Raw genomic sequence first — 11,577 nt, forward strand, 5'->3', positions numbered from 1 at the left:
GCAAGCTTAGCATGGAATCAAATCTTGCGCGAAATAATTGAATGCGGGCAGCGCCAGCGCCGCCCGCAAGGCACATGCCTAGGCGCGGACCAGCTTTTCGTAGCTTTCGGCCACATCGCGGGCCATCGCGCCAACCTCGAAATTATAGTCGCCAATCTGGCCCACGGGCGTGACTTCCGCCGCCGTTCCTGTCAGCCAGCATTGCTGAAAGCCTTCCAGCTCTTCGGGCATGATATGGCGTTCATGCACCTTGATCTGCTTGTCTTTCAACATGCCGATCACCGTCTGTCGGGTCAGGCCGTTCAAAAAGCAATCGGGCAGGGGCGTATGCACTTCGCCGTCTTTCACAAAGAACATGTTGGCGCCCGTCGCCTCGGCCACATAGCCGCGATAGTCAAACATCATCGCATCTGAACAGCCCTTGGCCTCGGCGGCGTGTTTGGACATGGTGCAGATCATGTAAAGCCCGGCGGCCTTGGCCTGGCTTGGCGCGGTTTCGGGGCTGGGGCGCTTCCATTTGGCAATGTCGAGCTTGGCGCCCTTCATCTTTGCATCGCCATAATAGCTGCCCCATTCCCAGGCGGCGATGGCCATGCGCACCGGGTTGCGCTTGGATGCAACGCCCATATCCTCGCCCGCGCCGCGCCATGCAACGGCGCGGATATAGGCGTTGTCCCAGTTATTAGCCTTCAAAACTTCGGCCTTGGCGGCCTCGATCTCATCCACCGAATAGGGGATGTCCATGTCGATCAGCTCGCCCGATTTCAGCAAACGGGCCGAATGGTCGCGACCACGGAAGATTTTGCCATCATAGCAGCGCTCGCCCTCAAATACCGAGCTGGCATAGTGCAGCGCATGGGTCAGAATATGCACATTGGCCTCGCGCCAGGGCTGCAATTTGCCATCCATCCAGATAAAACCGTCGCGGTCACTATACGCTGCCATGAGCCTGATCCTTTGTTTCCGTCGCGGTTTTTGCGCCAACGGGATATTGCGAATGTTGCTGAATTGCCGCGCAATGCGACAGATTCTTGCGAAACTGATTGCAGGCCTAACATTGCCCCCTTATCATGTCAATAAAACTGACATAAACTGTGATCGACCGAAACAGCGAGGCCAAACATGCACGCGCCAGGCATAAATTCCAAAGCGACCCGGTCAGAGCAGCTTCTGTTTCTGACCGATGACCAGTTGCGCCAGGGCATCGAGCTGATGTTCTTTGCCTATCGCGGCTTCACGGCCGACCCGGACATGATTCTCGAAACGATGGAATATGGGCGCGCGCATCATCGCGCCATCCATTTCATCGGGCGCAAACGCGGGCTGACGGTGAATGAATTGCTGGGCATTCTGGGTGTGACCAAGCAATCGCTGAACCGAGTGCTGCGCCAGTTGATCGATGATGGTCTGGTGGAAAACCGCGTGGGCCTGCGCGACCGGAGGCAGCGCAACCTGTTTCTTACCGAAGCCGGCGAAAACCTCGAGCGCAAGCTGTCAGACGCGCAGCGCCAGCGGATGCGCGCCGCCTATGCCAAGGCCGGGCCAGAGGCCGTGGCCGGGTTTCGCACGGTGCTGGAACAGATGATCGACCCGGATATCGCACGTATCGTGCAATCGCTGCTGATGGATGCCGCGCCATGAACGGGGCCGCACCGGCGATGGATGCGCATCTGCTGATCATCGATGATGATGCGCGGATACGCAGCCTGTTGCAGAAATTCCTGCAAAAGAACGGCTATATGGTGTCGGTCGCGCGCGACGCCGCCCATGCCCGCCGCCTGTTGGCCGGGCTGGAATTTGACCTGCTGGTCATGGATGTGATGATGCCGGGCGAAGACGGTTTCACGCTGACCCGCGATTTGCGCCGCTCGATGGCCACGCCGATTCTGCTGCTCACCGCGCGGGGCGAGGCGGAAGACCGGATCAAGGGGCTGGAGCTTGGGGCCGATGATTACCTTGCCAAACCCTTCGAGCCGAAAGAGCTTTTGCTGCGCGTCCATGCCATTCTGCGCCGCGTGCCCAAAGACACCCGCCTGCCCAGCCCGCCGCGGATGTTGCAGCTGGGTGCCGTGCGCTACGATATCAGCCGCGCCGAGCTTTGGGCGGGCGATGCGCCCGTGCGCCTGACCTCGACCGAAAGCGCGCTCATGCGGATATTTGCCGCGCAGCCGGGGCAGGCGCTGAGCCGGCTGGAACTGGTGGACGAGCTTGGCCGCACGGGCGGTGATACACAGGAACGCGCGATTGACGTGCAAATTACCCGCCTGCGCCGCAAGATCGAGGCGGATAGCAAGCAGCCCCGCTACCTGCAAACCGTGCGCGGTGCGGGCTATATGCTGGTGCCGGACTAAGGGAGAGTAAGATGGCCGACCATGCGATGATTACCATTGCCGATGACTATTTCAGCAAGGGCTGCGGGCGCTGTGCGCGCTTTGCCACGCCCGATTGTTCGACCCGCCGCTGGATTGACGGGCTGAACGATCTGCGCCGCATCTGCCTGGATATGGGGCTGGTCGAGGTCGTGAAATGGGGCCACCCCTGCTATATGTATGAAGACCGCAATATCGCGATGATCGGCGCGTTTCGGGGCGATTTTCTGCTGACCATGTTCAACGCCGCGCTGCTGAAAGACCCCGAGGGGATTTTGAAAAAACGCGGCCCGAATGCCCGCGTGGCCACCGAGTTCAACTTCACCGATACTGCCGAAGTCGTCGCGCAAGAGGAGGTGATTCGCACCTATATCGCCGAGGCGATCGGCTATGCCAAAGCCGGTATCAAGCCCGAAAAAATTGTGCGCGATATCGACATGCCCGACGAGCTGACCAACGCGCTTGACGATGACCCCGAACTCGCCGAAGCCTTCGACGCGCTCACCCCCGGGCGGCAGCGCAGCTATATGTTCAACCTGAACAGCGCCAAAAATTCATCCACACGGGTGAAGCGGATTGCGAAGTTTCGCGACAAGATCATCGCGGGCAAGGGCGCTTTGGAGCGGTGACGACAGCCTCGTCAAGCGAATGATTTGCTCTGTCGGTCAGCCTTCCGACTTTGACTTCACCCGCCGCCGCCGCAACATATTCAGCCCCTCGACCAGCGCCGAGAACGCCATCGCGGCATAAATATACCCTTTGGGCACATGCGCGCCGAGGCCTTCGGCGATCAGCGTCATGCCGATCATCAGCAAGAACCCGAGTGCGAGCATCACTACGGTGGGGTTGGCTTGCACGAAATTGGCCAGCGGGGTGGCGGCCAGCAGCATCACGCCGACGGCCACGACCACGGCGACAATCATGATCGGCAAATGGTTGGTCATGCCCACGGCGGTGATGATCGAATCGATCGAGAAGACCAGATCGAGTAGCAATATCTGCGCGATCACAGCACCAAAGGCCATGCTGGCGGGGCTGTCAAACACATCGTTATCGCCATGCGGGTCGACATTGTGGTGAATTTCGGTTGTCGCCTTCCAGACCAGAAACAGCCCGCCCGCAATAAGAATCAGGTCTTTGATTGAAAGCGGCTGGCTGAAGATTTCCATGAACGGCTGGTCAAGCTGCACCACCCAGGCAATGCCCGCCAGAAGCACCAGCCGAAATACCAGCGCAAGGCCAATGCCAAGTCGGCGGGCGCGGGCGCGCTGGCCTTCGGGAAGCTTGTTGGTCAGGATGGAGATGAACACCAGATTGTCGATGCCCAGCACGATTTCCATGACAATCAGCGAGACAAGCGCAACCCAAGTCGACGGTTGGCTGAACAGGATGAGGAGCGCGTCCATAATGTCGGTCTTTCAATATGTCTCAGTTGCGAATCTCGTCATGGCCCACACCCCATAGATTGGATTTGGGCATCCAGCCGCTGTAACCATCGGCAGTTATCTCACACCAATCGGCGGTGCAGCGGCCAAGGCGGCCGATCACGCCGTTTTCCGTCATGGCGCGGATGGCCGAATTTTCGCGCGGATCGGCGTAAAGCGGGGCGTTGTCGGCCACAACCAGCGCGGTGCGCACACCGCTCAGCAAGGTGTAGTGCATCCAGCCACCGGCCCCGTCCACATCGCGCACACGGCGCCAATTGTCGAACTCGGCGGTAACCTGTAGCGGCGTTCCGCGATGCAGGAAAACCCAGTCCACCCGGTGGTTGAGCGAGGGGCCGCGCCGCACATTCGCGTTGGATGATTTGAGCGATACAAAGCGCGGCACTGGCAGCCCGGTGACCGCGCCCGGCTCGGATTCATCCTGAGCGATGGCCGCCATAGGTAGTGTGCAGGCCAGACCTGCCAAAAATTTCCGCCGCGTGCTGATCATTCCGCCTGTTACCCTTGTTCCCGTTCTGGCACATGACCTTGCGCTGCTTTGGCGAATCTGAAGCCGATCTGACGCCGATTTGTCATTGCCAAGGCGCGCCCAGATGCGATGATAGCAGGTAAACCCAAGCGAAAGGAACCGAGAAACGCATGTCTGGCAAACGCCTCAAAGTGATCGTGACCCGCCGCCTGCCCGAACCGGTTGAAACCCGGCTTGGCGAGTTGTTCGATGTAACGCTGAACAGCGATGACCACCGCTTCAGCCGCGGTGAACTGGCCGAGGCAATGGCGCGCGCCGATGTGCTTGTGCCCACGCTTGGCGATGCGATTGACCAGCGGCTGCTGGCCCAGGCCGGCCCGCAGCTGCGGCTGATCGCCAATTATGGCGCTGGGTTTGACCATATCGATGTGCAAACCGCGCTGAGCCGCAATATCATTGTAACCAACACGCCCGGCGTGCTGACCGAAGACACGGCCGATATGACGATGGCGCTTATACTGGCCGTGCCGCGCCGGCTGCGCGAAGGCAATTTGCTGATGCAAAAGGGCGAATGGCAGGGCTGGTCGCCCACGGCGCTTATGGGCCACCGGATTGGCGGCAAGCGGTTGGGCATTCTGGGCATGGGGCGCATCGGGCAGGCCGTGGCGCGGCGCGCGGCCGCCTTCGGGTTGCAGGTGCATTATCACAATCGCCGCCGCCTACATGCCGATACCGAGGAACGTTTGGCCGCGACATGGTGGGAAAGCCTTGATCAGATGCTTGCGCGGGTCGATATCCTGTCGGTCAACGCACCGCATACGCCCAGCACGTTCCACTTGCTCAACGCGCGGCGGCTGAAGCTGATGAAGCCAAGCGCCTATATCGTCAATACCAGCCGGGGCGAGGTGGTGGATGAGAACGCGCTTACCCGGATGCTGCGCGCCGGCGAGTTGGCGGGTGCGGGCCTGGATGTGTATGAGCATGGCAACGACATCAACCCCCGCCTGCGCGGGCTGGACAACGTGCTGTTGCTGCCGCATATGGGCAGTGCAACACAGGAAGGCCGGCTGGAGATGGGTGAAAAGGTGATCATCAACATCAAAACCCATGCCGATGGCCACCGCCCGCCCGACCAGGTTCTGCCGAGTATGCTTTAACGTGCCAGCCCCCAAACAAGACGAGATCGTGCGCAGCATCATGACGCTGGCCATCGGCGCGATTGGCGCGGGCCTGGCGCGGCAGATCAACCTGCCCATGTTCATGCTGACCGGCCCGGCCATTGCTGTGGCGCTGGCGGGGTATTTTGGCCTGCCGGTGATGATGGCGCAATTGATGCGCAACATCATCTTTCTGGTGATTGGCGTGGCGATTGGCGCGGGCATGAATGCCGAAGCCAGCGCCGCCATGCTGCACTGGCCGTTGGCCTTTATCGTGCTGGGCGTCGCGCTTATGCTAATCATGTGGCTGAGCCTTGTGATGCTGCAAAAGCTGTTTGGCTATGATCGCAACACAGCCATTCTGGCCTCGGTTCCCGGCCATCTGAGCTATGTGATGTCCTTTGGTCCGAATGCCAAAGCCGATATGTCGCGCGTGTCGATCGTGCAATCGGTCCGGCTGCTGGCGCTGTCTTTCACCGTGCCGTTTCTGGCCGCGCTGCTGGGGATCGATACCAGCCTTGCTGCCCTTGCCCCGGCAGTGCCCATGAACTCTGTCAGCTTTGCGCTGTTGCTGTTTGTGTCGGTTTTCGTGGGTGTCGGGCTGAACGCTCTGAAACTTCCATCGGCATTGCTTATCGCCGGAATGCTGGTATCGACCTTCGCTCAGGTCTTTGGGTTGGTGCGCGGCGCGCCCAGCGCCGATATCATGCTTGCCGGGCTCATTGCGGTTGGCGCGCTGCTTGGCTGCCGGCTTTCGGTGCTGCGCCGCGCGGCTTTGGCCAAGGGGCTGGTCGCCGGTCTGGCGACAACCCTGCTGGCCGTGGCCGTTGCCGGTGCCGCGGCCTTTGGTGCGGGGCTGATGACCGGCCAGCCGTTTTTGCACGTGCTTGTGGCCTTTGCGCCCGGCGGGCTGGAAACGATGGTGGCGATGGGCGCCGTGATAGGCGCCGATGCGGGGTTTGTGGCGGCGGCGCATATTGCGCGGCTTTTCATGCTGACGGGGCTGGTGCCGCTGTTTCTGGGCCGTGGCCCGCGCAAACAGAACAGCCCGCGCGACGCGCAACCGTAAGGCTGCGCGTCTCGCCCCACAGCCCGTCATAAATGGTCATGCGCCCGGCAAGGCTGGCACCGCCTGCCTGTGCGATGAATTTTACTGCCTCCAGCGCCATCATACTGCCCATCACACCGGCCAAAGCGCCTACGATACCGGCTTCCGAGCAGTTCGGCACCAGCCCCGGCGCGGGTGCTTCGGGAAAGATGCAGGCATAACAGGGCGCGCCCTTGGCGGGGTGATAAAGGCTCATCTGCCCGTCCCACTGGCTCATCGCGGCGGCCAGCAGCGGGGTTTTCAGCGCCACACTGGTGGCGTTGACCAGATAACGGGTGGCAAAATTGTCAGAACCATCAAGCACAAGGTCATGGCCTGCCAGCAGGTTTGCGGCATTCTCATCGGTAAGCCGCAGTTGCACGGGCTGCACCGAAACACCGGGGTTGAGCGCGGCCAGCGTGGCCTGCGCGGCCAGCACCTTGGGTTGGCCGATATCGCTTGTGGCAAAAATCACCTGCCGTTGCAGGTTTGACAGGCTGACCCTGTCATCATCAATCAGCGTGACATGGCCAATGCCCGCAGCGGCCAGATACAGGCAAAGCGGCGCACCCAGCCCGCCTGCACCCACCACCGCCACGCGCGCATGGCGCAGACGCGCCTGCCCGGCCCCGCCAATTTCGCGCAGCACGATATGGCGTGCATAGCGGTCAAGTTCGGCGGGGTCCATCGCTCAGCCGATCCCGTCAAACAGCGCCGAAGACAGGTAACGTTCGGCAAAACTGGGGATGATCACAACTATGCGCGCGCCCGCCATATCGGGGCGTTCGGCAATTTCAAGCGCGGCGGCAAGCGCCGCACCCGAAGATATGCCCACCGGAATACCCTCCAGGGCCGCCACGCGGCGCGCGGTTTCCAGCGCGGTTTCATTGCCGATGGTCAGCACCTCGTCGATCAGCTCGCGGCGCAGAATCGCGGGCACAAACCCGGCGCCGATGCCCTGAATTTTATGCGGCCCCGGCTCGCCGCCCGAAAGAACCGGGCTGTCTTCGGGCTCTACCGCCACGATTTTGACCGCCGGGTTGCGCGCCTTCAGCACCGAACCAACGCCGGTAATCGTGCCGCCTGTGCCCACGCCGGAAATGAACACATCGACCTTGCCACCGGTATCGGCCCAGATCTCCTCGGCCGTGGTGCGGATGTGGATTTCGGGGTTGGCGGGGTTTTCAAACTGCTGCGGGATGATCGCACCGGGGGTGGCGGCGGCAATCTCCTCGGCCTTTGCGATGGCGCCCTTCACGCCCTTGTCAGCCGGGGTCAGCACCAGTTCGGCCCCTAATAGCGCCAGCATCTTGCGGCGCTCAAGCGACATGCTTTCCGGCATGGTCAGAATAACGCGATAGCCGCGCGCCGCCCCCACAAAGGCCAGCGCAATGCCGGTATTGCCCGAGGTAGGCTCGACCAGCACACCGCCAGCTTTGAGCGTGCCCGAGGCTTCCAACGCATCAATCATCGAAACACCGATCCGGTCCTTGACCGAGGCGATGGGGTTGAAGAATTCCAGCTTCGCCAGAATCTCCGCACTGGCGCCTGCGTCTTTGGCAAGCCGCGACAGGCGCACAAGCGGGGTGCCGCCAATGGTTTCGGTAATGTCATTATAGGTGGTTTGGCGGGGGGGCATGGGCATGGGCGAGTGTCCTCAGATCGTGAAATCAATGGTTTCATCATCTGTGCGGCCAATGCCTGCGGCACGGGCCTGGTTGCACAGGTCTTCCATGCTGATCTTATCCAGCCTGGATAGCAACTCGTTCTGGTGCTTTTCCCAGATCGGGCCAATGATTTGCGTGCCAAGCTCGGCCCCGCCGATGCTGGCATCTTCATCGGCATCCATCTGGCTGATCACCCGCACCACATCACCCAGGGTCACCTTGCGGCGTTCGCGCGCCAGCGTATAGCCGCCGCGCGGGCCGCGCACGCCTTTCAGCACGCCCTTGCGCACCAGATGCTGCAAAACCTGCTCCAGATAACGCTGTGGAATACCCTGACGTGCGGTGATATCGCGCGATTGCACGGGGTTGGGGCGGGCGTTATAGGCCACATCCAGAACCGCCTCGATGGCCAGCAGGGTTTTGCGGGTCATGCGCAATATCATGTCCTCACACTCCGGTCGAGCCAAAGCCGCCGAAGCCGCGCGCGGTCGGGCTCAGGCGATCGGTTTCAACAATTTTGGCGCGCAAAACCTGCGCCAGCACGGCTTGGGCGATACGTTCGCCATGTGCGATGGTCACGGGCGTATCCGACAGGTTCACCATGATCACCCCGACTTCGCCGCGATAATCGCTGTCAATCGTGCCCGGCGCGTTCAGAATGGTCAGCCCGAGTTTGAGCGCAAGGCCCGAGCGCGGGCGGATTTGAACCTCATGGCCCGGCGCAATTTCAAAATGAAGCCCGGTGGGCACCAGCGCACGACCCAGCGGCGGCAGGGTCAGGTTTTCGCCCATAAGGTCGGCGCGCAAATCCATGCCCGCAGCCCCGGCGGTTTCATAGGCGGGCAGGGGTAGCATGGCATCGGCCCATGCGGCGCGGGCAATGTGCAAGATGCTCATGCCTGCCCCCCCAAGGCATCGGCAATGCGCGCGGCAAGTCGCCTGGCCACTTCGGCCTTTGCGGCGCGCGGCCAGGTTTCGGCACCTGCCGCAGTGATCAGCGTCACCGCATTCTCATCGCCGCCCATGATGCCGGTTTCGGGGCGCACATCATTGGCGACGATCCAGTCACAGCCCTTGCGAAGGCGCTTTTCGCTGGCATTTCTGACCACATCATCGGTTTCCGCCGCAAAGCCCACCACAAGGCGCGGGCGGTTTTTGCCCCAGTTTGCGATGGTTTTCAGAATGTCGGGGTTTTCGGTGAATTGCAGCGCGGGCAGTGCGCCGCTTTCGGTTTTCTTGATCTTGCTGCTGGTCTGCTCCGCCATGCGCCAATCGGCCACCGCCGCCGCGCAAATGGCGGCATCAAGCCCTATTTTCGCGGCATTTTCCACCGCTGCCAGCATCTCGGCCGCGGTTTCAACCTTCACCACATTCACCCCCAAAGGCGGCGGCACGCTGGCCGGGCCGGTGATGAACTCGACCTGCGCGCCCAAAGCCGCAAGTGCCGCCGCAATCGCCGTGCCCTGCGCACCGGATGAGCGGTTGGCGATATAGCGCACCGGGTCAATCGGCTCATGTGTGGGGCCGGAGGTGACAAGAATGCGTTTGCCCTTCAGCGGCCCGTTGCCCAGCAGCGCGGCGATGGCAGAGAAAATCTCGGCAGGCTCGGCAAGGCGACCGGGGCCAAACTCGCCACAGGCCATATCGCCTTCATCCGGGCCGATACGTTGAATGCCATCGGCGGCCAGTTGCGCCAGATTGCGCTGCGTGGCCGGGTGCAGCCACATGCGCACATTCATGGCGGGGGCAATCAGCACCGGTTTATCGGTGGCCAAAAGCAGGGTGCTGGCCAGATCATTGGCAATGCCATGCGCCATTTTGGCCAGCAAATCCGCCGTTGCGGGGGCCACAACCACCAGATCGGCGGCGCGCGAAAGCTGGATATGGCCCATCTCCGCCTCGTCATTCAGATCGAACAGCGCCTCGTTCAGCTTTTCACCAGCCAGAGCAGACACCGAAAGCGGGGTCACGAACTCGGCGCCTGCCTTGGTCAGCACGGGCCGCACTTTCACCCCCGCCTCACGCAGCAAGCGGATGAGCAGCAGAGATTTATAGGCCGCAATCCCGCCGCCGATAATCAGCAAAATGGATTTACCCTGCATCATGCCACCTTCTGGTTAACCCTGAGATACAGGTGTATATCATACCAATCCCCGCATTCTAACTGTATTTAAGCCGCGATCAGGCGCCATGACGCTAACGTGAAGGTTTGGCTTGCTTTTTTGCCCCCGGCTTTGTTTATGTTCCTGCGATTGGTTAACAACAGGCGATGCTGTGTCGGGAAAATTTCCAAAAATTTCGCTCATCCTGGGTGGGGCGAGTTCGGGGAAATCGGCTTTTGCCGAACAGCATGTGCTGAAATCGGGCCGCAAGCCGGTTTATATGGCCACCTGCACCGCCGATGATGCTGAAATGCAGGCCCGTATCCGCCGCCACCGCGAGCGCCGCGATGGCCGCTGGCGCGAGCTGGAAGTGCCGCTGGAACTGGCCAATGCGCTGGGCTGGATCGCGGCGGACGAAATAGTTCTGGTCGATTGCATGACCCTGTGGCTGAGCAACCTGATGGAGGCCGAGCGCGATATCGACGAGGCGCTGGCGTTGTTTTTGCGGCAGATGCAGGCCTGCGCGCAGCCGATCGTGCTGGTCAGCAACGAGCTTGGCATGGGGCTGGTGCCGGAAACCTCGCTTGGCCGCCGCTTTCGCGACCAGCAGGGCAAGATCAACCAAAGCCTTGCCAAAGCCGCCGATGTGGTGACCTTTGTGGCCGCTGGCCTGCCGCTCACGCTCAAGGGCAAGCTGCCATGAGCCTGCGGCTCTGGCTGGTGCGCCACGGGCCGACCCATGCCAAAGCGCCGGTTGGCTGGCGCGACCTGCCCGCCGATCTGAGCGACGGGGCCGCCATTGCGCGGTTGCGCGCCGCCCTGCCCGAAGCAGCGCCGCTCATTTCATCCGACCTTGGCCGCGCGGTCACGACCGGCGATACACTCGTCAGCGGCGCGCGCCTTGCGCATGATGCCGCGCTGCGCGAGATCAATTTCGGGCGCTGGGACGGTGTGCCGCATGATGCGCTGCCCGCCGTAGACGCCCCGCTGGCGCGCCGGTTCTGGGAGCAGCCCGGCGACATTGCCCCGCCCGAGGGCGAAAGCTGGAACATGATGGCGGCGCGGGTGGCCGGCGCTGTCGACAGGCTTTGCGCAAGCAATACCGGCGATCTGGTCATCGTGGCGCATTTCGGCGCGCTGCTCTCGATCATCCAGCGCGCTGCCGCCATGCCGCCCGCCGCGGCGTTTTCCTTTACGCTTGCACCCCTGTCGCTGAGCCGGGTCGATTATCTGGCGCCGGGCAAATGGCGCGTCGAGCGGGTTAATCACTGCCCGTAATGG

At 61.8% G+C, this 11,577-nt stretch carries 14 protein-coding genes and 1 pseudogene; 7 read left to right on the forward strand and 8 right to left on the reverse strand.

The features are described 5' to 3' along the window. Positions 1–78: 78 nt before the first annotated feature. Positions 79–945, reverse strand: coding sequence for a branched-chain amino acid aminotransferase (locus LGT41_RS04815; protein ID WP_274128956.1), 867 nt, complete (start codon positions 943–945; stop codon positions 79–81). A 177-nt stretch (positions 946–1,122) separates the two neighbouring features. Between LGT41_RS04815 and LGT41_RS04820 the strand changes: the two genes are divergently transcribed. Genes LGT41_RS04820 through LGT41_RS04830 form a run of 3 tightly spaced genes read left to right on the forward strand, consistent with a single transcriptional unit; the run spans position 1,123 to position 2,998 of the window. Then, positions 1,123–1,641: a MarR family winged helix-turn-helix transcriptional regulator gene (locus LGT41_RS04820; RefSeq protein ID WP_274128957.1), complete on the forward strand. Its 519-nt coding sequence runs from the start codon at positions 1,123–1,125 to the stop codon at positions 1,639–1,641. Then, positions 1,638–2,351: a response regulator gene (locus tag LGT41_RS04825; RefSeq protein WP_274128958.1), complete on the forward strand. Its 714-nt coding sequence runs from the start codon at positions 1,638–1,640 to the stop codon at positions 2,349–2,351. The genes LGT41_RS04820 and LGT41_RS04825 overlap by 4 nt, the downstream gene beginning before the upstream one ends. Positions 2,352–2,362: 11 nt before the next feature. Further along, positions 2,363–2,998, forward strand: coding sequence for a YdeI/OmpD-associated family protein (locus LGT41_RS04830; protein ID WP_274128959.1), 636 nt, complete (start codon positions 2,363–2,365; stop codon positions 2,996–2,998). Between the two features lie 36 nt (positions 2,999–3,034). Here the strand turns inward: LGT41_RS04830 and LGT41_RS04835 are convergent, their stop codons facing one another. Together LGT41_RS04835 and LGT41_RS04840 are read right to left on the reverse strand one after the other, a co-directional pair. Then, complete coding sequence (locus tag LGT41_RS04835; protein WP_274128960.1) at positions 3,035–3,775, reverse strand: TerC family protein; 741 nt, start codon at positions 3,773–3,775, stop codon at positions 3,035–3,037. Positions 3,776–3,797: 22 nt separating this feature from the next. Further along, the gene (locus LGT41_RS04840; RefSeq protein ID WP_274128962.1) at positions 3,798–4,253 is read right to left on the reverse strand and encodes an SH3 domain-containing protein; all 456 of its coding nucleotides are present in this window, start codon (positions 4,251–4,253) and stop codon (positions 3,798–3,800) included. Positions 4,254–4,453: 200 nt separating this feature from the next. Between LGT41_RS04840 and LGT41_RS04845 the strand changes: the two genes are divergently transcribed. Further along, positions 4,454–5,440, forward strand: a complete 987-nt coding sequence (locus LGT41_RS04845) for a 2-hydroxyacid dehydrogenase (RefSeq protein WP_274128963.1) — start codon at positions 4,454–4,456, stop codon at positions 5,438–5,440. A 1-nt stretch (position 5,441) separates the two neighbouring features. Then, entirely contained in the window at positions 5,442–6,509 is a 1,068-nt protein-coding gene (locus LGT41_RS04850; protein ID WP_274128964.1) for an AbrB family transcriptional regulator, read from the forward strand. Here LGT41_RS04850 and LGT41_RS04855 read toward each other — a convergent pair. From LGT41_RS04855 to coaBC, 5 genes and pseudogenes are all read right to left on the reverse strand, one after another. Beyond that, positions 6,430–7,218, reverse strand: a pseudogene (locus LGT41_RS04855) (HesA/MoeB/ThiF family protein); the annotation flags it as partial. The gene LGT41_RS04850 and the pseudogene LGT41_RS04855 overlap by 80 nt on opposite strands. After that, positions 7,219–8,172: a cysteine synthase A gene (gene cysK / locus LGT41_RS04860; RefSeq protein WP_274128965.1), complete on the reverse strand. Its 954-nt coding sequence runs from the start codon at positions 8,170–8,172 to the stop codon at positions 7,219–7,221. Positions 8,173–8,184: 12 nt separating this feature from the next. Continuing rightward, complete coding sequence (locus LGT41_RS04865; protein ID WP_274128966.1) at positions 8,185–8,625, reverse strand: RrF2 family transcriptional regulator; 441 nt, start codon at positions 8,623–8,625, stop codon at positions 8,185–8,187. Between the two features lie 16 nt (positions 8,626–8,641). Beyond that, positions 8,642–9,091 (reverse strand): dUTP diphosphatase, encoded by a 450-nt coding sequence (gene dut / locus LGT41_RS04870; protein WP_274128967.1) that lies wholly within the window; start codon positions 9,089–9,091, stop codon positions 8,642–8,644. After that, a complete protein-coding gene (gene coaBC / locus LGT41_RS04875; protein WP_274128968.1) occupies positions 9,088–10,299 on the reverse strand; it encodes a bifunctional phosphopantothenoylcysteine decarboxylase/phosphopantothenate--cysteine ligase CoaBC in 1,212 nt (403 codons plus the stop codon). Before coaBC ends, dut begins: the two co-directional genes overlap by 4 nt. A gap of 169 nt (positions 10,300–10,468) precedes the next feature. On the opposite strand from coaBC, the gene cobU reads away from it, so the two are divergent. Further along, the gene (gene cobU / locus LGT41_RS04880) at positions 10,469–10,999 is read left to right on the forward strand and encodes a bifunctional adenosylcobinamide kinase/adenosylcobinamide-phosphate guanylyltransferase (protein ID WP_274128969.1); all 531 of its coding nucleotides are present in this window, start codon (positions 10,469–10,471) and stop codon (positions 10,997–10,999) included. Continuing rightward, positions 10,996–11,574, forward strand: a complete 579-nt coding sequence (locus LGT41_RS04885) for a histidine phosphatase family protein (RefSeq protein ID WP_274128970.1) — start codon at positions 10,996–10,998, stop codon at positions 11,572–11,574. Before cobU ends, LGT41_RS04885 begins: the two co-directional genes overlap by 4 nt. Positions 11,575–11,577 lie beyond the last annotated feature (3 nt).

Origin of the sequence: Abyssibius alkaniclasticus, from assembly GCF_020447305.1 — a bacterium.
Taxonomy (GTDB): Bacteria; Pseudomonadota; Alphaproteobacteria; order Rhodobacterales; family Rhodobacteraceae; genus Abyssibius; species Abyssibius alkaniclasticus.

Coding starts and splice junctions, on each gene's coding strand:
- coaBC (WP_274128968.1), bottom strand. CDS start 10,299: ATGATGCAGGGTAAATCCATTTTGCTGATTATCGGCGGCGGGATTGCG.
- LGT41_RS04825 (WP_274128958.1), top strand. CDS start 1,638: ATGAACGGGGCCGCACCGGCGATGGATGCGCATCTGCTGATCATCGAT.
- LGT41_RS04820 (WP_274128957.1), top strand. CDS start 1,123: ATGCACGCGCCAGGCATAAATTCCAAAGCGACCCGGTCAGAGCAGCTT.
- dut (WP_274128967.1), bottom strand. CDS start 9,091: ATGAGCATCTTGCACATTGCCCGCGCCGCATGGGCCGATGCCATGCTA.
- LGT41_RS04830 (WP_274128959.1), top strand. CDS start 2,363: ATGGCCGACCATGCGATGATTACCATTGCCGATGACTATTTCAGCAAG.
- LGT41_RS04865 (WP_274128966.1), bottom strand. CDS start 8,625: ATGACCCGCAAAACCCTGCTGGCCATCGAGGCGGTTCTGGATGTGGCC.
- LGT41_RS04815 (WP_274128956.1), bottom strand. CDS start 945: ATGGCAGCGTATAGTGACCGCGACGGTTTTATCTGGATGGATGGCAAA.
- cysK (WP_274128965.1), bottom strand. CDS start 8,172: ATGCCCATGCCCCCCCGCCAAACCACCTATAATGACATTACCGAAACC.
- LGT41_RS04845 (WP_274128963.1), top strand. CDS start 4,454: ATGTCTGGCAAACGCCTCAAAGTGATCGTGACCCGCCGCCTGCCCGAA.
- LGT41_RS04840 (WP_274128962.1), bottom strand. CDS start 4,253: ATGGCGGCCATCGCTCAGGATGAATCCGAGCCGGGCGCGGTCACCGGG.
- LGT41_RS04835 (WP_274128960.1), bottom strand. CDS start 3,775: ATGGACGCGCTCCTCATCCTGTTCAGCCAACCGTCGACTTGGGTTGCG.
- LGT41_RS04885 (WP_274128970.1), top strand. CDS start 10,996: ATGAGCCTGCGGCTCTGGCTGGTGCGCCACGGGCCGACCCATGCCAAA.